The organism is Pseudomonas sp., from assembly GCF_035512415.1.
Taxonomy (GTDB): domain Bacteria; phylum Pseudomonadota; class Gammaproteobacteria; order Pseudomonadales; family Pseudomonadaceae; genus Aquipseudomonas.
This window is the reverse complement of record NZ_DATKDZ010000043.1, coordinates 64,858-87,933: the sequence shown is the minus strand read 5'-3', so window position 1 is coordinate 87,933 and position 23,076 is coordinate 64,858. Positions and strand designations below refer to the sequence as shown.

General features: G+C 62.8%; 18 protein-coding genes. 10 read left to right on the top strand and 8 right to left on the bottom strand.

The window, feature by feature from the left end:
* Positions 1-38: 38 nt before the first annotated feature.
* Positions 39-8,621, bottom strand: coding sequence for a GH36-type glycosyl hydrolase domain-containing protein (locus VMP31_RS21605; protein ID WP_325509759.1), 8,583 nt, complete (start codon positions 8,619-8,621; stop codon positions 39-41).
* 323 nt (positions 8,622-8,944) lie between these two features.
* Here VMP31_RS21605 and VMP31_RS21600 point away from each other — a divergent pair, with 323 nt between their 5' ends.
* The 5 genes from VMP31_RS21600 to VMP31_RS21580 all read left to right on the top strand — a co-directional run bounded on the left by VMP31_RS21600 (position 8,945) and on the right by VMP31_RS21580 (position 14,261).
* Entirely contained in the window at positions 8,945-9,826 is an 882-nt protein-coding gene (locus VMP31_RS21600) for a hypothetical protein (protein WP_325509758.1), read from the top strand.
* 134 nt (positions 9,827-9,960) lie between these two features.
* Entirely contained in the window at positions 9,961-10,119 is a 159-nt protein-coding gene (locus tag VMP31_RS21595) for a DUF3309 family protein (RefSeq protein WP_325509757.1), read from the top strand.
* Positions 10,120-10,938: 819 nt separating this feature from the next.
* Positions 10,939-11,340, top strand: a complete 402-nt coding sequence (locus VMP31_RS21590) for a DUF4398 domain-containing protein (RefSeq protein WP_325509756.1) — start codon at positions 10,939-10,941, stop codon at positions 11,338-11,340.
* Positions 11,337-12,137, top strand: coding sequence for an OmpA family protein (locus tag VMP31_RS21585; protein WP_325509755.1), 801 nt, complete (start codon positions 11,337-11,339; stop codon positions 12,135-12,137). The genes VMP31_RS21590 and VMP31_RS21585 overlap by 4 nt, the downstream gene beginning before the upstream one ends.
* A gap of 39 nt (positions 12,138-12,176) precedes the next feature.
* Positions 12,177-14,261: a putative bifunctional diguanylate cyclase/phosphodiesterase gene (locus VMP31_RS21580; RefSeq protein WP_325509754.1), complete on the top strand. Its 2,085-nt coding sequence runs from the start codon at positions 12,177-12,179 to the stop codon at positions 14,259-14,261.
* A gap of 25 nt (positions 14,262-14,286) precedes the next feature.
* Here VMP31_RS21580 and VMP31_RS21575 read toward each other — a convergent pair whose 3' ends face one another.
* Together VMP31_RS21575 and VMP31_RS21570 are read right to left on the bottom strand one after the other, a co-directional pair.
* Positions 14,287-15,015, bottom strand: a complete 729-nt coding sequence (locus VMP31_RS21575; RefSeq protein WP_325509753.1) for a Crp/Fnr family transcriptional regulator — start codon at positions 15,013-15,015, stop codon at positions 14,287-14,289.
* A gap of 164 nt (positions 15,016-15,179) precedes the next feature.
* Positions 15,180-15,899, bottom strand: coding sequence for a Crp/Fnr family transcriptional regulator (locus VMP31_RS21570; protein ID WP_325509752.1), 720 nt, complete (start codon positions 15,897-15,899; stop codon positions 15,180-15,182).
* Between the two features lie 369 nt (positions 15,900-16,268).
* Here VMP31_RS21570 and VMP31_RS21565 point away from each other — a divergent pair, with 369 nt between their 5' ends.
* From VMP31_RS21565 to VMP31_RS21550, 4 genes are all read left to right on the top strand, one after another.
* Positions 16,269-16,763 carry a glycine zipper 2TM domain-containing protein gene (locus VMP31_RS21565; RefSeq protein ID WP_325509751.1) on the top strand — a complete coding sequence of 165 codons (495 nt, stop codon included), beginning with the start codon at positions 16,269-16,271 and terminating at the stop codon, positions 16,761-16,763.
* A 94-nt stretch (positions 16,764-16,857) separates the two neighbouring features.
* Positions 16,858-17,028: a hypothetical protein gene (locus VMP31_RS21560; protein ID WP_325509750.1), complete on the top strand. Its 171-nt coding sequence runs from the start codon at positions 16,858-16,860 to the stop codon at positions 17,026-17,028.
* 88 nt (positions 17,029-17,116) lie between these two features.
* Positions 17,117-17,335, top strand: coding sequence for a hypothetical protein (locus tag VMP31_RS21555; RefSeq protein ID WP_325509749.1), 219 nt, complete (start codon positions 17,117-17,119; stop codon positions 17,333-17,335).
* A 209-nt stretch (positions 17,336-17,544) separates the two neighbouring features.
* Complete coding sequence (locus VMP31_RS21550) at positions 17,545-18,072, top strand: ATP-dependent zinc protease (RefSeq protein ID WP_325509902.1); 528 nt, start codon at positions 17,545-17,547, stop codon at positions 18,070-18,072.
* A gap of 46 nt (positions 18,073-18,118) precedes the next feature.
* On the opposite strand, the gene VMP31_RS21545 is transcribed toward VMP31_RS21550, so the two are convergent.
* The 5 genes from VMP31_RS21545 to VMP31_RS21525 form a co-directional block, all read right to left on the bottom strand.
* Complete coding sequence (locus tag VMP31_RS21545; protein WP_325509748.1) at positions 18,119-18,463, bottom strand: hypothetical protein; 345 nt, start codon at positions 18,461-18,463, stop codon at positions 18,119-18,121.
* A gap of 26 nt (positions 18,464-18,489) precedes the next feature.
* Entirely contained in the window at positions 18,490-19,542 is a 1,053-nt protein-coding gene (locus VMP31_RS21540; RefSeq protein ID WP_325509747.1) for a hypothetical protein, read from the bottom strand.
* Positions 19,532-20,674 (bottom strand): HlyD family secretion protein, encoded by a 1,143-nt coding sequence (locus tag VMP31_RS21535; RefSeq protein WP_325509746.1) that lies wholly within the window; start codon positions 20,672-20,674, stop codon positions 19,532-19,534. The genes VMP31_RS21540 and VMP31_RS21535 overlap by 11 nt, the downstream gene beginning before the upstream one ends.
* Before the next feature lie 99 nt (positions 20,675-20,773).
* Entirely contained in the window at positions 20,774-21,298 is a 525-nt protein-coding gene (locus VMP31_RS21530) for a transporter suffix domain-containing protein (protein WP_325509745.1), read from the bottom strand.
* A 222-nt stretch (positions 21,299-21,520) separates the two neighbouring features.
* On the bottom strand, positions 21,521-21,925 hold the full coding sequence (locus VMP31_RS21525) for a RidA family protein (protein WP_325509744.1): 405 nt from the start codon (positions 21,923-21,925) through the stop codon (positions 21,521-21,523).
* A 143-nt stretch (positions 21,926-22,068) separates the two neighbouring features.
* Between VMP31_RS21525 and VMP31_RS21520 the strand changes: the two genes are divergently transcribed.
* A complete protein-coding gene (locus VMP31_RS21520) occupies positions 22,069-23,010 on the top strand; it encodes a LysR family transcriptional regulator (RefSeq protein ID WP_325509743.1) in 942 nt (313 codons plus the stop codon).
* Positions 23,011-23,076: the final 66 nt, after the last annotated feature.

Below are 23,076 nucleotides of genomic sequence, written 5' to 3'. Positions count from 1 at the left end.
GCGTCGCCGCGATGCGTTAAGCCATCGCGGCGCCCCCCTTAACCCGGCTGGCAGCGCAGCTCGACGCGATGTTCGCCGCCGTCGTCGACAAGCGGGATCTGCGTATCTGCCAGCGGCACACCGTTTAGCGACAGCGAGGCAGGCGCATCGACCTGCTGGATCACCTCGATGCGGTACAACGTGCTGCCGAAGCGGTAGTCCAGGCTGTAGCCCGGCCAGTCTGCCGGCAATACGGGCTGCAGGCGCAGACTACTGCCGGTGCGCTGCAAACCGAGCAGCGACTCGACGATCAAGCGGTACATCCAGCCGGCCGCGCCGGTGTACCAGCTCCAGCCGCCGCGCCCGGCATGGGGGGCCACGCCATAGACATCAGCGGCCACCACATAGGGCTCGACCTTGTACTGCTCGATGCTCTGCGCGCTGCCATGGCTGACCGGGTTGATCATGCGCAGCAGCTCCCAGGCCCGTGCGCTGTCGCCCAGGCCGGCGAAGGCCATGCTCGCCCACACGGCGGCGTGGGTGTACTGGCCGCCGTTCTCGCGCACGCCGGGCACATAACCCTTGATATAACCGGGGTCTAAGGCCCCCTTGTCGAAGGGCGGTTCGAGCAGTTGCACCAGACCGACGTCGCGGCGCAGCAGATGTTTCTCCAGGGCGTCCATGGCGCTGCGCTGACGTTCAGGCGCGGCTGCGCCGGAGAGTACCGACCAGCTCTGGGCGATGGAGTCGATGCGGCATTCCTCGTTAGCGGCCGAGCCCAGCGGCGTGCCGTCGTCGAAGTAGGCGCGGCGGTACCAGGCACCGTCCCAGCCGTGTTGCTCCAGGCTGGTGCGCAAGCTGGCGGCCTGTTCGCTGCAGCGTTGGGAAAATACCGGGTCACCCTGGATCAGGGCGGTGTCGGCGAACTGCTGGAGCACCTCGAAGAGGAAGAAACCCAGCCACACGCTTTCACCGCGGCCCTGTTCGCCGACGCGGTTCATGCCGTCGTTCCAGTCGCCGTGGCCGATCAGTGGCAGACCATGGGCCCCGCGCGCCATGCCGTGTTCGATGGCACGTACGCAGTGACGGTAGAGACTTTCCTGCAGCGGCGAACGTTGCGGCAGGTCGAAGTAGGACTCTTCGCCGGCATGCAGCGCGCGGCCCTCGATATAGTTCACCGATTCGTCGAGCACGCTGTAATCGCCGGTGATGCGCACATAACGGCTGGTGGCCAGGGGCAGCCACAGGTAGTCGTCGGAGCAGCCGGTGCGCACGCCGCGGTCCAGCGGCGGATGCCACCAGTGCTGCACATCACCCTCGCTGAACTGATGGGCCGCGCACAGCAACAGGTGCTGGCGGCTGGCCGCCGGGCTGGCATGGATCATCGCCATGCTGTCCTGCAGCTGGTCGCGAAAGCCAAAGGCCCCGCCGGACTGGTAGTAGCCGCTGCGAGCCCAGAAGCGACTGGCGATCACCTGGTACATCAGCCAGCCGTTGGCCAGCACATCGATGGCCGGTTCCGGGGTCTTGATCTGGATCGCACCGAGGGTCTCGCGCCAGTGCGCCGTTACCTCGTCCAGCGCGCGGCTGGCGGCACTGGCTCCGTGAAAGCGCTGGGCCAGCTGCAGTGCGGCCTTGGCATCGTGGCCGGCACCGAGGCGGAAGATCACTTCGTGGCTGGCACCTTCGGCCAGCTCAAAGGCGACCTGGATCGCCGCGCAGGGGTCCAGGCCACCGCCGGTGCGGCCTGACAGGTATGGCCTGGCCATCGCCGCCGGGGCATTCAGGTTGCCGTTGCGGCCGAGAAACTCGCTACGGTCGCCGCTGACGCTGCGCACCGGCGTGTCGACATCGAAAAACGCCACGCGGCCGGGGAAGTCGATGGAGTAAGCGTTGCGGGCGAACAGTGCGCCGCTGACCGGGTCCTGTTCGGTAACCACATGCATGGCCGATTTTTCGCGCAGGTCGCCGAGTACCCAGGCCACGTAACCGGTGGCCGACAGCCGCCGGGGGCGGCCGGAGTGGTTGCGCACTTTCAGACGCGAGAACTTGATCGAGGCATCCAGCGCCACATAGACCCGCAGCTCGCTATGGATACCGCCTTCATCGTGCTCGAAGACGCTGTAGCCAAAGCCGTGACGGGTGGTATAGCTGCCCGTGCCGGGGCGCGGTAGCGGGGTGGGCGACCAGAACTGCCCGGTTTCGTCGTCGCGCAGGTACAGGGCCTCGTCGCTGGCGTCGCCGACCGGCTCGTTATGCCAGGGCGTCAGGCGGTATTCATGGGCGTTTTCGCTCCAGGTATAGGCTCCACCGCTTTCGCTGATAACCGTGCCGAAGTGCGGGTTGGCCAGCACATTGGACCAGGGTGCCGGAGTACTCAGGCCATGGCCCAGGTGGATCACATATTCGCTGCCGTCGGCGCTGAAACCGCCGTAGGGGTTGCCCAGTTGCAGCGCTGGGTCGCGGACTGGCGTGTTGGCCGGCCGCGCTTGCGGAGTGCGCATCTGGCTGGCATCGAAGCGCGGCAGCGCCGGTTCGCTGGAGCGTTGATGCACCTGCTCGGCCAGACTGCCGTTGCTGTCGCTGAGCACCAGGCGCGCCACGGCGAGCATCAGCAGGCGGTCTTCGTTGGACAGTTGCTGGGCCGGGCGGACGAAGATGCCACCGGGTCGATCGACCAGATGGGCTTCGCTGCCGGAGGTCACCAGGGCCATGATCAGGTCCTGCAGGTGCTGGCGGTAGCCGACCTGGTCTTCGTTCCAGATCACCAGATCCACCGCCAGACCTTTCTGCCGCCAGTAGGCGTGAGCCTGCACCAGTTGCCGCACCAGCTCGATATTGGCCGGGTCGGCGATCTGTACCAGAACGATGGGCAGGTCGCCGGAAATTGCCTGGCCCCAGAGGTCGGACTGGTTGCGCTGGTTGCTGGCCAGCACGCTGGCATCGGCGCGTAGCGCAGCATTGGCATAGAGGATCGAGGCGGCCATTTGCTCGAACAGGCGGGCGTCGGCCATGGAGGCGTTGAGTTGGCGCAGCAGCACCTGGCTGTGGGTCCAGGCCAGGCCGAAGACGCGGTCGGCCAGATGGCGGTCGCGGTATTTGTCGATCAGTTGCAGGCAACCTTCGCGGCTTTCGCTGACGCCGCTGACCAGGTCGATAACCGCGGTCTGGCCCGGATCGAGGGTGATCCGGCAACGGATCGCGACAATCGGGTCGAGTACCGAGCCGGCGCTGCCGGACAGGCTGTCGCTGCCGGCATCCAGCGCGGCCGGATGGGCCACGCTGCGGCCGCGGCCGATAAACTGCGCGCGGTCGGTTTCGTAGGAAATCGCGTCGATATCCACGCCATGGGCGGCCAGCAGGTGGCACATCCAGGGTGTTTTTTCCTCGCTGGACCGCGGCCGCCGCGAGCACAGAATCGCCTGCAGCTCCGGCAGCAGTTCGGTCTGCACAAACAGCTTGCTGAAGGCCGGATGCATGGCGTCGGCCACGGCCGCGGCGAGCACCACTTCGGCGTAGCTGGTGAGCTCCAGGGTGCGGCGGACCCGGGCGCGGTTGGTCAGATGCAGGCGGCGCAGTTCGATATCGTCCTCGGGGGAGACGACGATCTCGGTATGGGCATCGAAGTCGCGCTCGCGCACCCGGAATTCCGCGCGGGCGTCGGTGAAGATCGCCTCGTAGCTGGCCGTGCGGCGCAGGGTTGGCTGGTACGCAGCGGACCAGAAATCGCCGCTGCTGACATCGCGCAGGTAGCAGAACATGCCCCAGTTATCGCGGCTGATGTCTTCGCGCCAGCGCGTCACGGCGGTGCCGTTGCAGCGGCTGTAGCCGCCACCGGCGCTGCTGAGCATGACGTGATAGTGACCGTTGGACAGCAACTGCACGGCGGGACGGCGACGGCCCGGGTCGGCGAACACCCGCAGCTTGGTCTCGGTGATCCGCGCGGCGGCGTCGGCCGCAGGTGAGTGGGCGGCATGCAGGTACTGCGCGGCGGTTTTCGGAATGCGCTCCTGCAGCAGCAGGGCGGTGGCCTGGAACTGCGGGTCGGACTCGAAACGCCTTTGCATCGGCCGGTCCAGCAGTACATAGGCCAGGGCCAGCAGACTCATGCCCTGGTGGTGGGCCATAAACGAATGGACCACCGCCGAGTTTTGCCCCCGGGGCAGGCGCGCCGGGGTGAAATCGATGGCTTCATGCAGGCCGTAGGTGCCGGCCAGGCCCATCGTGGCCAGGCGCTGCAGGTTCTTACAGGCGGCTTGCGGGTCGACCATCAGGGCCAGGACCGAGGCGTAGGGAGCCACCACGATATCTTCGCCGAGGCCGCGCTTGAGACCCAGGCCAGGTACGCCGAAGGCGCGGTATTGGTAGTTGAAGTGGGCGTCCTGGGTGTTGTAGCCGGATTCGGATACACCCCAGGGCAGGCCCAGCTGGTTACCGTGCTCGATCTGCCGGGCCACGGCGGCGCGACAGGTCTGGTCGAGCAGGGTGCCGGCATAGTTGGGCATTACCAGCATGGGCATCAGGTACTCGAACATCGAACCGGTCCAGGACAGCAGCACCGGTACGCCGCGGTTGCTGGTCAGCAGACGGCCGAGGCTGAACCAGCCTTCCTGGGGCAACTGGCCCTGGGCGATCACCACGAAGTTGGTCAACCGCGCCTCGGACGCCAGCAGGTCGTAACAGGCGCTGTCCAGGCGGTTTTCTTCGGCGTTGTAGCCGATGCTGAACAGATCGCGGCTGGGGTCGTAGAGAAAACCGAAGTCCATCTGCGCCATGCTCGAGGTCAGCTTGGCGAGGCGTTTGGCCGTGGCGATACGTTCATTCGCAGAGTGCTGTACTTGCTGCACACGGGCCTGGCTGGCGGCGGGCCACTGTTGGCTGTCCAGTTGGCTCAGCTGCTGCCAGGTGGCTTGCGCGGGTTGCTCGGTGGCGTCCAGGGGCGGCAGGCAGAACAGGCTCAGCTCGTTATGCAGGTCATCGCAGTGCGCCAGCAGGGCCAACAGCCAGCGCTCGGTGTCGCTGTCCGCTGCGGGTTGCAGGGTCTGGCGCAGTTGCTGGGCATGTTCGAGCAGCCGCTGCAGGCGCTGACAGGTCGCCTCCAGGCTGTGCGGCGCAGTCGCCTGGGCGTCATCCAGCTCGCTCTGCAGCGCTGCCAGGGGCTCCGTATCGTGGCTCGCGTTGGCCAGGGCTTCGCGCAGCAGCGCGAGGGTATCGCCGAGACCGGCAAACAGCTGCGGGCTGAGCAGGGGTTGCGTGGCCAGCTCCAACAGGCCCGGACGCAGGGTCAGCAGCAGGCCGGCCAGGTTACCGCTGTCCACGGTGGACACGTAGCGTGGCATCAGGGGTTTGAGCGACTGGGTGTCGTACCAGTTGAAGAAATGCCGGCGATGGCGCTCCAGGCTGTTCATGCTGCTCAGCGACTGATCGAGACGCGCCAACAGGCGGCCGGCGCTGAGGTAGCCAAAGTCGTAGGCGGCCAGGTGCGACAGCAGCGCCATACCCATATTGGTCGGCGAGGTGCGGTGGGCGATCACCAGGCTTGGTTGTTCCTGGATATTGTCAGGCGGCAGCCAGTTATCCAGCGGGCCGACATGCTGATCGAAGAAGGCCCAGGTCTTGCGCGTCAGGTTGCGCAGAAAGCGCAGCTCATCGGCGGATGGAGCGAATGCCTGCTGTGCTACCGAGCGGCTGAGCCGCCAGGCGATTGCCGGGCCGCTTAGCCACAGCAGCAGCAGTGGGCTGGCCACCGCCAGCACTAACGGCGTGTTGAGCAGCAGGGCGGCGCAGCTCAGTGCGGTCAGCGGTGCTACCCACATCAACCGGTACAGGCCGGGGAGGTCGTTGCCGCTGCTGCGTTCCACTTCGCGTGAGGGGTTCCATTGCAGCAGGCGCTTCTGGCTGATCAGCATGCGCCACAGGCTGCGGCCGATAGCGTCCAGGCTGATCAGGGCCTCGAAGGGGAGCCACACCAGGCTGAGCAGGGCGCGGCTGAAATGCTCCAGGGCCGTCCGCAGGGTCACCAGCAGGTGCTGGCCGAGGGGGATGTCATGGGGTTTGCGCAGCAGTTCCAGCAGGGCGGCGAGCAGTGGCTGGGCCAACACCAGGCCGAGCACCATCAGGGTCCAGAGCAGTGCCTGGTCGACGCTGAACCAGCCCCACAGCAGCATGGCCAGAAAGGCGGCCGGCTCCAGGCTGCGGCGCAGGTTGTCGAGGATTTTCCAGCGGGCCAGGGCACTGAGACGATTGCGCTCGATGCCGCCCTCGGACTTCGGCGTCCAGGTCAGCAGCCATGGCAGCAACTGCCAGTCACCGCGCATCCAGCGGTGCCGGCGTTTGCAGTCGGCGCTGTAGCGGGCCGGGTGTTCTTCATACAGCTGCACATCGCTGAGCAGGCCGGAGCGGGCGTAGCAGCCTTCGATCAGGTCGTGGCTGAGGATACGATTGTCCGGGAAGCAGCCTTCGAGGGCCTGCTCGAAGGCATCCACCGCGTAGATGCCCTTGCCGACAAACGAGCCGTGCTGAAACAGGTCCTGATAGACATCGGAGACGGCGCGGGTATAGGGATCGACTCCCGCGTCGCTGCCAAACAGCTGCGCATAGGCCGAACGGGCGCTGCTTGGCAGGCTGATGCCGACCCGCGGCTGGAGAATCGCGTAGCCGCTGGTAATGCGCCGCCCCTCGGGGTTGAACACCGCATGGTTGAGCGGGTGGGCGAGGGCACCGACCAACTGCCGGGCAACATCGCGCGGCAGCTGGGTGTCGGTGTCCAGGGTGATGACGTAATTCACCCGCGGCAGCGCGGCGATAGCCCCGACGATTAAGGCAAAGTGTTCCTGGCCGTGGCCGCGCAGCAGGGCATTCAGCGCGGCGAGCTTGCCGCGTTTGCGCTCATGGCCCATCCACACGCCTTCGGCTGGGTTCCAGCGACGTGGGCGGTGCAGCAGGTAGAAGCGCTCGGCCGTGACGTGCGGGTACTTGTGGTTGAGCGCCTCGATCAGCTGGCGGGCCAGCTGCAGCAAGGCGGCGTCCTGCTCCAGCACCTCGCTCGGTGCATCCATAAAGTCGGTGAGCAGGGCGAAATGCAGGTTGGCATCGCGGTTGGCGAGAAAGCGCACTTCCAAGCCTTCGACCAGCTCCTCGATATCCCGCGCACTGCCCATCAGCGTCGGCACCACCACCAGGGTGCGTGCCTGCTCGGGAATACCGGCGCTGTAGTCCAGGCGCGGCAAGGTATCCGGAGTCACGGTCAGGGTAACCAGCCAGTTCACCAGGCCCAGGGCCAGGCAGCTGGTCATCAGCAGGATGGGGGCGCAGAGCAGCACCAGCAGGATGTCGCTCAAGCCGGCCTGGCGCGCGACGGCGAGGAAGGGCAAGGCCAAGAGCACGCTGAGGACTAGCGCGGGGGTGAGGAAAAAGGTCAGCGGGGCGCGGCGCAGCAGGCGTTGCCAGGCCTCGCAAATGGGCACGCGGGCCTCCAGGCGCTGCTCCAGTGCAGCCAGCCCCGGACCCTGCAGGTAGAAGCCGACGTGAGCGCCAATGCCCTCGCCAGCGACGGCCATTTCGATGGCCGTGCGGGCGACGTGCTCTTCGCCATGGGCGCAGTGCTTGGCCAGGCGTTCGACCTTATGCCGGTAGTGGTCGCGGGTGGCGAAATCCATGCTGGGGTAGATGGCGGCCGGGTCTTCGTTGAACACCTGCTCAACCCGGCTCATGCTCTCGACAAAGCTCTGCCAGTTGCTGTCAGTAAGCAGGCGCAGGCTGCTGATGCTGTTGCTGACGGAAACCTGTTCGGCCGCCTGTTGCTGCGTATCCAGCTGTACCAGGCGCTCAATGTTCTGCCCGTTTTCGCCGAGCATCTGCTCGATCCAGGTCAGCGGCAGGATCAGCGCGGCGCTTTGCCCCTGCAGGCGCCTGGCCAGTTCGGCGACGAAGGAACTGCTCATCGGCGGTTGCGAGCGAGCCATGTCGGCGACGCTGAGCACCACGCTCTTGGCATCCTGTTCGGCGATTTCGCAGATCGTGTCGGCCCAGTCATTGGCCAGGTTGCGATCCGCCCAGTTGGCCATCACCCGCGAGGCGATGCGGCGCAGGTTCTCGATCAGGGCCAGGCGCAGCATGATCGGAATCGCCCACAACTCACCAAGGGTCAGCGGTACGACCGATTGGTAGGCCGCGACGAAGCGGCTGAGGCTTTCGCTGTCGACCCGGCCGTCGCCATGGGAAATGGTTGCCAGGGCGATGTCATAAACCCGCGGCAAGCCAGCCGAGGGGCCATTGGCCAGGCGCGGCAGCTCTCGGCTGTAGCCTTTGGGCAGGTGCTTGCGCGCGGTGCGAATCTGCTCTTCGATCAGGTAGAAATTGTCCAGCAGCCACTCCGCCGCCGGGGTGGCGCGGCGCGTATCCACCGGCACGGCAGTGAGCATGGCGCAGCTGCGCGCCAGCAGCGCTTCGTTATCGTCCAGGCGGGTCAGCAGTGCACCGGAGGCCAAACGCGGGCTGAGCTTATGCTGCTCGGCCAGTTGATGGCCATGGCAGGCCATTTGTTCGGCGCTAAACAGTTCGGCGCGCAGGGCGGGTTCGGGGACAAACTGCTGAGTTGAACTGCGCAGGCGCGACAGTGTGCGAATCCATATGCTGGGCATTATTTCCTTGACCGGCCACATCTATTCCAGCGGCCTGGTAGCGGTGGGGCTGGGCGAAGGGGTGCGCCGCTCTGCAGGTTTTCACCTGCTGATACGCAGAGGGCAGAACGTGCGGCTCTGGTTCTGCCGATCACCAGCCTGACGGGGTGACATGCTGGCGTCTGTCCGTTGGCGCACATGGCACCATGGTGGCGCGGGCGCTGCGGCGCAACAGCGTGCTAAGCGTGCTGGCGCACTGACGGGCTCGTAGCGGGCTGCCAATGTCCTCTCTCCGAGCCCTGCGATTGCGCGGGCAAGCACTGCGGGCGGCCTGAGTACTGGCTATGACACCGTTACGACTGTTTTGCCTGCTGCTGTTGTGCAGCCCGCTCGGCCTGCTGCAGGCGGGCGATGCCGCGGCCTTGCGCGCACGTCACCTGGCCTTGGCCGAGCCACTGGCGAACAACCCGTTCCAGCGCCCGCTGTACCTTGAGTCGCAGCACAGTGACAGCCTGCTGCAGGGCGATATCTATGCCGAACTGAAGCAGCCTTTTAGCGTGGCTGGGCCGGCGCTACAAGGTATCGAGCAGTGGTGTGACCTGCTGATCCTGCATCTCAACGTCAAGGGCTGTCAGGCCTCCGGCGCGGCGCAGCAGGCCAGGCTGAAGCTGTATGTCGGGCGCAAGTTCGATCAGCCACTGGCCGATGCCTACCCGTTCGAATTTCACTATCGGGTCGAGGTCGCCGAGGCCGACTACCTGCGTGTGCTGCTGGCCGCGCCGCAGGGACCGCTGGGTACCAGCGATTACCGCATCGTGCTCGAAGTACTGGCGCTGGACGCTCAGCGCAGCTTCCTGCACCTGTCCTATGCCTATCGCTACGGCGTGGCGGCCAACCTGGCCATGCAGGGCTATCTGGCCACTGTCGGGCGCGACAAGGTCGGCTTCAGCATCGTTGGCGAGAATGCCAGCGGCGAGCCGCAATATCTGGACGGCATGCGCGCGGTAGTTGAGCGCAACACCATGCGCTATTACCTGGCGATCGATGCTTACTTGGGTGCACTTGCGCTGCCCGTCGCGTCGCGCCTGGACAAGCGCCTGAATGACTGGCACAGCGGCGTCGAACGTTACCCGCGGCAGCTCCACGAACTCGAACGGGGCACCTATCTGAGGATGAAATATCAAGAGGTTGAGCGTCAGCAGGGACAGGGCGCGGCGCAGCAATGAAACAACTCAGTCTGTGTGCGACAGCGAACAGATAAGCCCCCTCGATTGCTCGCATTCTGCTGTCATGTAGAGCAGTGCATTAGCGCCTGCTAAACGTATCCCTCATTCATGCTAAAGGTTGTAAGGAAAACGCCATGAGCTTAGGCACCATACTGTTGATCGTGCTGATCCTGATTCTGGTCGGTGTTATTCCCGCCTGGCCACATAGTCGCAGCTGGGGCTACGGCCCCACCGGTGGTTTGGGCCTGGTGGTGGTCATCATCCTGATTCTGTTGCTGCTCGGACGTATCTAAACCCGCTGCGGGTTAGCGATACGCCTGGGCGTTAGGTCGGTGGCCATGGTTCTCACGGATAGAGGGCATGGCACAGGCCGGTTTTGCGTTGAAGCGTTTGCGGCATCCATAAATATGTTGGTTAGCGCTAGGGCGCTGTTGATGAGGAAGTAGGGTCTTATGCGCGGCAGCGTACCGACGGGTGGCATAGTGGACTGCCATTGTCTCCATCTCGATTGCGCCATGCGCGCAAGCGGGAATGCGTTTGGAGGTCATTGTGCGCAAGCCTGTTGCGCCTTGAGGCCGATGCGCTGGTGCAGAGTTTCTTACCAAGTGCAGGGGCTGAAATGAGCCAGTTACCTGTGGTCTCGCCGGTTAGAGCGAGTAGGGCAGCTGGATTTTCAGCAATGTTTGCGCTCGCTGCCCTAGGCAGCGGCTACGCCAACCGGAGAAACACAATGGAATGTTCCCGCCCATGGCTACTCGCGTTGTGCGTCCTGGTACTGCTAAACACGATCAGCCTGTTTGGCAGTTGGCGGCTGACGCAAGAGGCCGCCGCCGCGCGCCAGCAAGCTGCAGTTTGGAAAAGCTATGCCCTGACGGTACATGATCAGGGGTTGTGGGCCGTCGAGCTGGATGCTCAAGCAACGGCCAGCATAGCTCAGCCACTCCCCAGGCTCAGCTTTTGAAGCTTGACCTGACTCATTTTTCATCGCTGATGACTATTTTCTGCTGCAGGCCGCGCTTGGCGTGGCCTGTGCCGAAGAATGCACGGTCGTCAGCAACCATTTAGCCCGGCTGAGTACACCAGGTACCGGCATGGCCTTAGAGGACAACACCATGAGCAAGACCCCGACAATTACCAGCCTGGGGGCGTTGCGCCTGCTCGGTGTAAGCGCTGGCCTGCTGCTGCTGAGCGCTTGCGCCTCGCCGCCAGCAGCCCCCGATGTAGCCCTGCAAGCGGCCGAGTCGGCTATCAGCCGTGCCGAACAAGCCCGCGTGGCCGACTACGCCTCGCCAGAGCTGGGCGTAGCGCGGGACAAACTCACCGCTGCCAATGCGGCAGTGCTGCGCGAGGAAATGATTCTGGCCCACCGCCTGGCCGAACAGGCGCGCGTCGAGGCTGAACTGGCCCTGGCCAGGTCGCAGGCGACCAAGGCCAAGGTGGTCAACGACGAAATGGTCAAAAGCACCGACAGCCTGAAACAGGAAATGCAGCGCAACACTGGAGCTCAACAATGAATATCGCCCATAACCTTCTGGCCGCCGCTGTCGCCCTGACCCTGGTGGGTTGCGCCGCGCAGCCGAGCATGCCCCAGGGCGCTGCCGAAACCCGCCTCAAGTTGACCCAGCTGCAAGCCGATGCGCAGCTCAATACCCGCGCCCCGGTAGCGCTCAAGGAAGCTGAAGGTGCCGTACTGGCCGCCGAGCAGCTGCGCAAGGATGAAGAGCAGGAGCAGGCCCTGGGTCAGCACTTGGTAGTGATGGCCGACCGCAAGGTGGAAATCGCCAAGGCCCTGGCCCAGACCCGCCTCTATGAAGACCAGCGCAAGGCGCTCAGCACCCAGCGCGAAGGCGCACGCCTGGATTCGCGGACCCTTGAGGCCGATCAGGCGCAACAGGAGAACGCGCGCCTGCAGCAGCAGCTCAATGAGATGAACGCCAAGCAGACCGAGCGCGGCCTGGTGATGACCCTTGGCGATCTGCTGTTCGCCACTGGCCGCTCCGAACTGCGTGCCGGCACGGTAAACAATCTGGACAAGCTGGCGCTGTTCCTCAAGCAGCATCAGGACCGCGACGTGCAGATCGAAGGTCATACCGACAATGTCGGCAGCGAAGAGGCCAACCTCTCCCTGTCGCAGCGTCGCGCCGATTCGGTGATGGCCTTCCTGCAACAGCAAGGCGTTTCGTCCACCCGCCTGGACTCATCCGGCATGGGCGAGAGCAGCCCGGTCGCCAGCAATGATTCGGCCTCCGGTCGGCAGATGAACCGTCGGGTTGAAGTGATCATTCGCAATACCTCCCGCGCCCAGAACTGAATCCGTCAGGGGCTGTCCGATAAGGACACGGAGGGTGCTATGGCGTATCGGGTACTGATTGTCTCTGCCGATGCCGACGACAGCAGCGCAATGCGCGAAATGCTTGTGGAGGCTGTGGACGGCCCCTTCAGCAGTGAGCGAGTGCGGTCGTTGGCCGACGCGTTGATGCGCCTGCAGGAGAGCGGCATCGACGCGGTACTGCTCGACCTGACGTTGCCCGATAGCCAGGGCATCGTCACCTTCGAGCAGGTGTTTGCCGTCGTGCCGCGGATTCCGATCCTGACCCTGTGTACCCCAGAAGACGAAGCCCTGGCCCTGCAGACCCTGCAAGGCGGGGCCCAGGGTTATCTGCTCAAGGGCCAGTTTGCCAGCTATCTGGTGGCGCAATCGCTGGGCCATATTATTCAGCGCCGCAGTGTCGAGGCGAATCTGTTCTTTGAGCGTGCGCGCGCGGAAATCACCCTCAACTCGATCAGCGATGCGGTAATCAGCACAGACATGCAGGGCGCTGTCGATTACCTCAACGTCGCGGCCGAGCAGATGACTGGCTGGTTACGCGACGCGGCACGGGGCCAACCCATTGATCAGGTGATGAACCTGATCGACCCTGACAGCGGTGCAGCAGTGGCCAACCCGGTGGCGCTGGTATTGCGCGAGCATAAGCCCATGTGCATGAAGGCCGGTACCGTGCTGATACGCCGGGATGGCAATCATGTCGCGATCGAGGATTCTGCTGCGCCGATCATTGATTCCAATGGGCAGGTTAGCGGGGCCGTGATCGTGTTCCATGATGTCACCGAGTCGCGCAGCACGGCCATGAAGATGGCGCACCTGGCTCAGCATGACTTTTTGACCCAGCTGCCCAATCGCGTGCTGCTCAATGACCGTATCGCCAAGGCCATCGATCTGGCAGAGCGCACTGGCCATGCCATTGCCCTGTTGTTTATCGACCTGGACCATTTCAAGAGCGTCAACGACTCGCTTGGCCATGCCACTGGCGACCAGTTGCTGAAAGCCGTGGCCGTGCGTCTGTCGGCCAGTGTGCGCAACTCGGACACCGTGTGCCGCAATGGCGGCGACGAGTTTGTGGTGCTGTTGGTGGAAGGCCGCAAGATGCAGGACGCCAGCGTCACCGCGCAGAAGATCATCAGCGCCCTGACCGAGCCCTTTATCCTTGGCCCGCATGAGGTGCGGGTGAGCTGCAGTATCGGCATCAGTGTGTACCCGATGGACGCCGACAACGCCGACACGCTGCTGAAAAACGCGGACACGGCGATGTACCACGCCAAGAAAGCCGGAAGAAACAACTTCCAGTTCTTCAAGCACGCCATGAATGTCCACGCCAGTGAGCGTCAGGTGATCGAGAGAAGCCTGTGGCAAGCCCTGGAATGGCAGGAATTTATTCTGCACTACCAACCCAAGTTCAACCTGAAAACGGGGGTCGTTACCGGTGCCGAGGCGCTGTTGCGCTGGCAGCATCCGCAATGGGGCGTGACCCTGCCGGATGGCTTTGTCCCGATTGCCGAGGAGTGCGGTCTGCTCGTGCCAATCGGCCGCTGGGTGCTGCGCGAGGCCTGCCGACAAACCCGGCTATGGCAGGAACAGGGCCTGCACCTTGCCTCGATTGCGGTAAATATTTCCGCACTGGAGTTCCGCCACCCGGATTTCGTCGACGAGGTAAAGGCCATCCTCAACGAAACCGGGCTGGAACCAGGCTGCCTGCAACTGGAAATTACCGAAAGCGTGCTGATGCGCGATGCCGATATCAGCAGCGGCATCCTGCAAAAGCTCAAGGGCCTTGGCGTGCAGCTGGCAGTGGACGATTTCGGCACAGGTTACTCAAGCCTGAGCTATCTGCAGAAGTTTCCCATCGACGTGCTGAAGATCGACAAGTCGTTTGTACATGCCATCGACACCAGCAACGGTGTTATCGCCAGTGCAATGATCGCCATGGGCAGCAGCCTGCGCTACAAAATGGTCGCGGAGGGGGTAGAAAATCAGGAGCAGCTGCTGTTTCTGAAGAGCGAGCAGTGCGAGGAAGGACAGGGTTATCTGTTTAGCCGAGGGCTGCTCGGTGAACAGTTCGCCGATCTGTTTCTGGCCAAGCTACCGCCGGCCGCTTGAGTTGCCTGCTTCTGCACGCGGTTATTCAGCGCTGGGCCTGCAGCTTATGGCGCAGTAGCCGGGAGTAATCATCGTTCAGCGCCTCATAGCATTCGCAAGCGGCGGTTTCCAGGCCTTTACGGTCGAGGATGGTGATGCGCCCACGGCTGTAGTGAATCAGCTTGCGCAACTGCAGTGCGCCGGCAGCAATGGAGACGCCACTGCGGCGCACGCCGAGCATATCGGCCAGGTATTCGTGGGTCAGTTGCAGGTGATCGCTGTGCGCGCGGTCGTGGCTCATCAGCAGCCAGCGCGCCAGCCGCGGTTCGACCTCATGGAAGTGCCCGCAGGCGACATTCTGCGACAGCTGCACCATCACTACATAGAGGTAACGCTTGAGGGTGCGCAGCAGCCGCGGGCACTCCAGCAAGGCCTCACGCAACTTCAGGGGGCTGATACGCAGGGCGCTGCCGTTACCTTGCACCACGGCGCGGCTGGGGGCGGCGTTGACGCCTAGAGCCTGGGTAGCTCCGAGCATGCCTTCGTTACCGATAAGGGCCAGTTCCAGTGGGCGATGTGAACCGAGGGTGGTAACCAGCGAGATAAAACCGCTGACAGGGAAATACAGGTGACGGAAAGGCCGATCAGGCTCACAGAGAACTTTGCCGAAGTGCAACTCCACCGGTTCGCAATGGGCCATGACCAGGTCGCGCTCTTGGCGCGGTAGGGAACCCAATAAAAGATTGATGATGTGCTGTGGCGGTGCAACTGACATGAATGCGTCCTGCAGCACGGGGCAAGCCGATAAAGGGCGCGGGAGGGGTGCCTGACAATCCCGTGGCTGCAGTCTGCCCCTCTGCCGGAAGGGCACTCTGTTCGCTACAGCACTAAGCGCAGGCTTTAGCGGCCTGGTTTCGTACTGCGCTGGCTCTAATTGGGCTAATTCGAGGGGTTATAGGGCAGCAGGCGGTCGGTTTCCTTCTTGACTACGGCGTAGCACTCGCAACTCAGTTGTTCGAGCTTGTGCCGGTCGAGCACGGTGATATGTCCGCGGCTGTACTCGATTACGCCCTGGCGCTGCAGCTTGCCGGCCGCCTCGGTGACCCCTTCGCGGCGTACGCCGAGCATATTGGCGATCAGCTCCTGGGTCATGGTCAGCTTGTTGCCGGATAAGCGGTCGAGCGACAGCAACAACCAGCGGCACAGCTGCTGGTCGATCGAATGGTGACGGTTGCATACTGCGGTTTGCGACATCTGGGTAATCAGCGCCTGGGTGTAGCGCAACATCAGCTCTAGCAGTACGCCATGGCGGTTGAACTCCTCCTTGAGGTCCTGGCTAGGCATACGATAAGCGTGCCCGCCGCTCTGCACGATGGCTCGGCTGGGCGTGCTCTCACCGCCCATAAACAGAGCGATTCCGACCACCCCTTCGTTGCCGACGACGGATATTTCCGCCGAAGCGCCGCTTTCCATCACATAAAGCAGGGAAATGATCGAGTCGGTGGGGAAATAAACGTGGCGCATGGTATCGCCGGACTCATAGAGCACCATGCCCAGCGGCAGCGACACCAGTTCAAGATGGGGGAACAGGCGTTGTTGCACCTCACTAGGAAGAGCTGCCAGTAGGGTGTTGCGCTGGGGAAAGTGCTTTTCAAGCATCTCTGCCACCTTTGACAGAGGTGAGGTTTTTAACCTTCAAACTAACGGCCGGTTTCAAGAACATCGTGTCTCGTACTCGTCTATGTAACGTAATAATTTTTGCGTCCGCAAGAGCTGCAGGTACCGATGATAATGCCAGTTTGGCCGAGCCTGCTCTGTTCGATACCGTACACAACGATGTTGTGCGTCGGGTTGCGACGCAGCACCCACAAGGCCTATGTGTGACAACGCACTGACAGGATGGGTACATGGGCGCACCCTGAACCGAGGAGCGACGATCAGCGGCAAGCCCAGGCGTGCCGGGGGTTTGCGCGATTCAGGCCAGGGCGAAAGAGAACCGCTGCCCGGCAACCTCAGAGGATATTGGCTATGACCATTCTCAATAGATGTGTACCGCTGCTGGGGTCTGTTGCTGTGCTAACGCTCAGCGCCTGCACTGCGCTCAACCCGCAAGCGCCTGCGCCTGCGCCTTATCCACAAACTACTTATCAGACCAACGGCAATAATCAGGGTTATTCCAATGATTACGGCGTGGTGACCTCCATCGAGACTACCCAGGCGGAATATCAGGGCATTGCCGGCACCGGCTATGGCTTGGGCACTGTGGCTGGCGCGGTGCTCGGTGGGGTGGCGGGCAACCAGGTCGGCAAGGGCTCGGGTAACACCGCCGCGACCATTGCTGGCAGTGCGGGCGGTGCCTATATCGGTCACCAGATCGAAAAACGTAACCAACCCGCGCCCGGCTACGCCATCACCATTCGTATGGCCAATGGTAGCTCCCAGACCCTGACCCAGGCCAGCCCCGGCGACCTGCGGGTCGGCGACCGGGTGCGCCTGGAAAATGGTGTGTTCCAGCGCTACTGATAGCGCCCGGGTGGCCGCCGCGGCGCATGCCTGCGTGCGGAACACCGGGGAAAAACTGAAAAGCCCAAATAATTAATAAATAAGGAGGGTTCGCATGTCATTTGCACTTTATATGGGCGGTGCCCTGATTTTTATTGCCGGGCTGATCTACGGCGCGGTGCTGCTTGCGGTGCCCACGCAATGGATAGTGGTAGGGGGCATCGTGTCGGTGGGCGCAGCCTTTGTCACCGGCGTCAGCGTGACGCGGCAGAAGGACCAGCCTTAGTCGGCAACTCATCTCGTATAAGGCAAGCGCAAGGTCGACTGAAAACGGCTAACCTGCTTGCTGTGGATTTATCAGTGGAGAAGTACAGATGGACGGAATAAAAATTGCGGCATTGCTGCTGATTCTGGGTGGGGCCCTGGGCCTGGCCTATGGCGGTTTCAGCTATACCAAAGAAACCCACAATATCGATATCGGCCCCCTACATATGCAAGTGGCGGAGAAGGAGCGGGTCAATATCCCGCTCTGGGCGGGTTTTGGCGCAATCATCATTGGCGGTCTGCTCCTGGTAGGGCGTCGCAAAGGCTAGCGCCCGGTGGCTTGCCCGCCAGCCACGGCACTAAGCGCATAAAAATGCCGCTTTCCTGATAAGGGAAAGCGGCATTTTTTTAAGTGACCAGGATTAGGTGCCGGGATGCGTGCTTCTTCGCGCGCCTGGATTCAGCTTCAGTTCAGCTAGAGCCGTTAGGGTGGCTCCACTTTTTACAGAACATGGAGTTCAACATGCCAAACCTCGCCATGACCGTAAGGCCTGCTGCAATGGCACTCTGCGCCGCGCTGCTTTCAACCGGCGCGATGGCCAACCAGCCGCAGATCTATGGCTTGCATGAGCATGTTTCCCTGCACGAACTGGCCCTGAAACTGCCCGCCAAACTCGATACTGGTGCCGAAACCGCCTCGCTTAGCGCCAAGAATATTGAAATGTTCAAGCGTGATGGCGGCGAGTGGGTGCGCTTCCAGCTGGGGATGGAAAACGCCAAGCAGGCGCAGGTCATCGAAAAGCCACTGACGCGCATGAGCTATATCAAACGCCGCGCCGATGATCGCAAACCTGGCGACAAGCAGCTGTATACCGAACGCCCAGTGATCGAGATGGATATCTGCGTGGGTGATGAGCTGAAGAATATCGAGGTCAACCTGACCGACCGCAGCGCCTTTGAATTCCCGCTGCTGATCGGCTCGTCGGCGCTGAAGGAATTCAACGCCGCAGTCAGCCCAGGTGTGCGCTATTCGGCTGGGCAGCCGAGCTGTACGCAAACCAGCTGAGTGGGCGCTTCTAGAGCCTGTGCTGGTCCATTAGAGCGGCGGAGCGCTACGCAGCCCTGAAGCTCCAGACTATTTCCACCACGCGCACGGCCATAATCAGATAGAGCAGGAACAGAAATATCTGCAACGCAGCGTGATGGCGCAGCTTGGCCAGCTGGTTCAGGCCGTCGCTGATATTCAGTAGCAGCAGAATCGCCGACACCATGATCAGCCCCCAACCCGCGAGGGTTGAGCCCCAAAGGCCCATAAAGAGTTGGTGGTTACCCTGCAATGCCTTGGTGCCGGCGGCAAACAGCAGCGCGCAGACCAGCAGGTTTTTGATGTTGTCGAAGATCTTGGCGCTTAAGTCTGCATCCAACAGCGCCTGGTACTTTCTCCAGAGATTGCGCATAGACGGCACCTGATGATTGATGGAGCTTATGGGGCCAGCGGGTCACTGGCTGCGCGCGGCCGGGGCCAAAACAGGCTGGCCATGCACAAGGCATACACAATCGCGAACAGCACATAGGCAATCCGTGTGGCAAACAGCTCGGGCGCGCCGCCAGGCAATGGCGAAATGCCGAGGCCGAAAAGAATCATAAAGGTCGTAAGTCCGCCGCCAAACACCTTGCCCGTCGTCGTGCCCAGCACCGCTTTGCCGGCAAACAGCAGGCTTACCAGCAGCACAATGAGGGTCACCAGCCAGAGGCTGGATCGCACTTCGCTCAGGGTAAAGGCCAGGGATGCGGCAACCCCACCCAGCAGGTTGATCACAATCAAGCCGACAGCGGCTCGGCCACTCATCGTCAACTCGAACTGGCTGAGCAACGAAGCCACGGTGATCGGTATGACCATGGCCGTGGCCAGGCGCGGATCGATCAAACACAGCGCAACGACAGCCAGCAAAATTGCGCCACTGACCATCGCCTGGCGCATAACCCGGCCAGGCTCCTGAGGCAGCAAAGGTGCTGGGTTTGCATGCGTTGGGCCCGTGTCCGGGAATACCGCGTGTGCGCCCCAGGCAAGCAGCAGGCCAACGCTGACCGCCTTGGCCAGAATCAGCACGATCGACTCGCCCAGGTCCCGCTGCAGGATGTCGAGTAGCGGTACCACAATGGCGATTACCAGCATCAACGCCGGCCCCGCGCCACCCAACTGACGCCCCTGAGCAAAAAAACAGCTGAAGTAGCACAGCCACAGCAACGGCAGCAGCACCAGTGGCCGCTCACCGAGCAGGCCGGTGAGGAAGATCAGCAGCGCGCCGACCATAAAAATCAGTAAAACCGTGCCCAGCCCCTGGCGCAAACCGGGTGGGCTGTAGCTTGCCAGGAGAAACTGAGTGGCGAACAAGGGGGCGAGAAAGGGCAGCACACTGCCATTGACCAGACCCACGCTGAAGCCAAACGTAACCGCCAGGGCGACACGCAAACCCTGGCGCTTGGCGCGCGCCAGGTCCATTGACGGGGAGGGTAGCGTGGCCTCAGTTGACATAGGTCAGCAGCGCCACAAGCCGCGCGGTGATTGCGCCGAGGACGTTCGCCAGCGGGTTTTCCCCGGTGTAAATCACCGCGGTTGCCTGCGAGCCGTAGCGCAGACCTTTGGGGTAAGGCTCCATCATCACCAGGCGCACGGGAAAGCGTTGCGGGTCACGTACCCAGCCGCTCTGATTGCGCACCGAGGGCAGCGCCGAGGTGCTGCTACCTTCCTGGGCAACACCCCAGCCAACGCTCTCGACCCGGGCCTTGAAGACTCGCCCCGGCAAAAGGTCGAATACCAGCTCAGCATCATCATCGGCCTGCACATGCTCCAGGCTGTTTTCCTTGAAGGCTGCGGAAACCCAGACGATGCCCGTGTCGATAAAGGTCAGCGCGGACTGGCCGGGGCTGACCACCTGGCCGACGGCCAGCTGCAGATTGGTGATAACACCGTCGGCCGGGGCCTTGATGTCGGTGCGCACCAGATCAAGCCGGGCCTTCTCCAGTTGTGCCAGGGCCTGTTTGAACTGCGGGTTATCTGTACCGGTTGGCCCCAGCTCCTGGCGCGCCCGTTCTAAATCGGCCTGCGCCTTGGCCACGGCGGCTTCGGCAGAATTCAGCGACGCGGTCGCCTCATCGAGCCGCGCCCGTGCATATACGCCGCGCTCAACCAGCTGCGTCACTCGGCGCGCTTGCTCACGCACATTGTCGCGCTGGGCGCGGGCGGAAACTGTCTGCGCCTGGGCCGCATCCACCGATGCGGTATTGGCCCCCAGCGCCTGGCCCGCTTGCTCAAGGCGAGCCTCGGCTTCGGCAACGGCAATCTTGTAGGGCTGCGGATCGATCCGGAACAGCAATTGCCCAGCCGTTACCCGTGCATTGTCGAGCACCGAGATTTCCGCCACGCGGCCACCGACTTCTGAGGCCATCTGCACCACATAGCCCTGAACCACGGCCTGTGAGGTGGATGGGGTGCTGCGTTCCATCAGGACGGAAAGTACAAACAGCGTGGCGGTAACCAGGACCACGACAAGCGCAATACGGCGCAGCGGGTTAGGCGGCGGAGCAGGGCTTTGGGCAGGGGTGGCGACCGGTGCCTCGGCCGGGGGCAGTGGCGTGCTGTCGGGCGGCTCGTGTGCTTCAGGCATATAGGCTCCCGCAAGGAAGGTGGAGCAAGGGCAACCGTAGGGGCTGGCTAGGCAACTTGCGGCCCACGCGCCAGGCGCGGGCCTGCGGGCAGGTCAGACTCAGGCCGGGCCTGTGCTGGTAACCCGTGCACTGCGAATAAACAGCGCCCGCAGCTTTTCCCAGAAATTGCCCCCCAGGACAAAGAAGCTGCCAATCAGCAAGGCATCGCCAAGCATCTGCAACGCCCAACTATTGGGCCGCAGGCCAGGGGCGACGGCATCGATATAGGGTTCGAGAAAGGACGAAATCAGCGGCAGGCAGAACATCACCACGCCAATACGATGGCGCACCGGGCCAATTTCCACCTCGGTACTCGGCGCCATCGAGGACATATAGCCATAGATATGCTGTTTCAGCTCCTGGAAGCCGGCCTTGCCCATAACGGCAATGACCAGCAGAAAGAGAATTTTATTGAGAATAAACAGCGCCCCCGAGAGCGCCGCGATCTTGGAGCCCGGCACATCCGCTGCCGCCGCCAACGGCACCAGAAGCCACAAAACCGGAATCAAACAGATAATCGCAACGCCAACCTTGAAGCGCCAATGGGCGGACTTAGGCTGAGCTGTGTTCTGCGCTGTACTCATGGAGTCGTACCTTCCCTGCGATTAGTGTTTTTAGCCTTAAGTCCACAAACCATCAGCTAAATATCTAGCACAGAACCAGCGCAGTGCAGCTTTATTTAGCTGCACCGACTCGACGCCAAGCCACTGATAGCCGCTGCTGGGCGGCATCTGGTAGCGGTTTTCTAGGAGGGTGTCTGCGCGCAGGATGGGCAACAGACAGCGAGCGCTAATGCTGCGCCCAACTCAGCTGCTGGCGGTTTCCGGCAGCTTGGCGATCACCTTGATCTCGAACTGGAAACCATAAAGCCAGGTCACGCCGACGGCGGTTAAGGTCGGATGCGGTGCGTTACCCCAGAACTCCGGGACAACCGTCCAGACCCTCTCGAACGTCGCTTGCGGATCGACCATAAAGACGGTCACGTCGACCACATCGTCAAAGCTACAACCGGCGGCTAGCAGAATCGCATTCAGGTTGGTGAATGCGGTGCGCACCTGCACTTCCAGGTCGGGCTCGGGCGAGCCGTCTTCACGGCTACCAACTTGCCCCGAGACAAACAAAAAGCCGTTGCTGCGGATCGCCGGGGAATAGCGATTGCGTTCATAAAGCGCCTGGCGGCCGGGCGGGAATACAACGTCACGCTGGTTCATCTGTGCCTCCATCATGGGGCGGTAGCGCCCCGATTTATTAACGATGAAGAGACTGTAGGACGTTGCGTTAGGCCGATAAACCGGCAACTCTGGCTATCACTGTTTGTAGAATCCAAACAATCCAATTGATAGTGGGATGGAAAATGGACCGTTTCGATGCGATGCAGGCATTTGCCCGGGTGGTGGAGGCGGGCAGCTTTACCAAGGCGGCCGAAACCCTGCACATCAGCAAAACCAGCGTGACCCAGATGGTGCAGCAGCTGGAGGCACGCTTGCGGGTCAAACTGCTCAACCGCACCACGCGCAAGGTCAACCTCACGGCCGACGGCGCGCTCTACTACGGGCGTGTACTGAGGCTGCTGGATGACCTGGCCGAGGCTGAGACCAGCTTGTCCGGCGCCTCGGCGGTGCCCCGCGGCCTGTTGCGGGTGGATGTGCCCAGCCCGCTGGCCAGAATGATCCTTATGCCTGCATTGCCGGCATTTCACGCGCGCTACCCCGAGATCCAGATCGATATGGGCGTCAGCGACCGCATCGTCGACCTGATTGGCGAGAAGGTGGATTGCGTCGTGCGCGGCGGCGAGCTGACGGATCAATCGCTGATGGCGCGCCGGGTCGGCGACCTGCAGCTGGGTGTTTATGCCGCGCCAAGCTACCTGCAACGCCTCGGCACGCCTGCGCATCCGCGCGAGCTGGAAGACTCGCAGCACCGTATTGTCGGCTTCCTCTGGGCGCGCACCGGCAAAGCCCTGCCGTATGCCATGCACAGCAACGGCGAGCGTATTCATATACAGGGTCGCTACGTGCTGGCGGTGGACGATGGCAACGCCTATCTGGCGGCCGGTCTAGCCGGCATGGGGATTCTTTGGCTGCCGGACTACATGTCCGCACCCCACGTGGCGCAGGGCGAGCTGGTGCCTCTGTTCGAGGCGTGGCGTCTCGATCCGATGCCGCTTTACGTGGCGTTCCCGCCGAACCGGCATATCAGCATCAAGCTGCGCGTGTTTATCGAGTGGGTTGCCGAGCTGATGGCGCAGCATGCGCCTATCGCTCCCCGGCTCGGGGGCGATAGGCGCGTTCCGTAGGGTGACGCGGGGCCGCCTAGGCCGTGCGCACCAAGAGTGCATCCGTTCTTGGGGGCACGGGGCTCC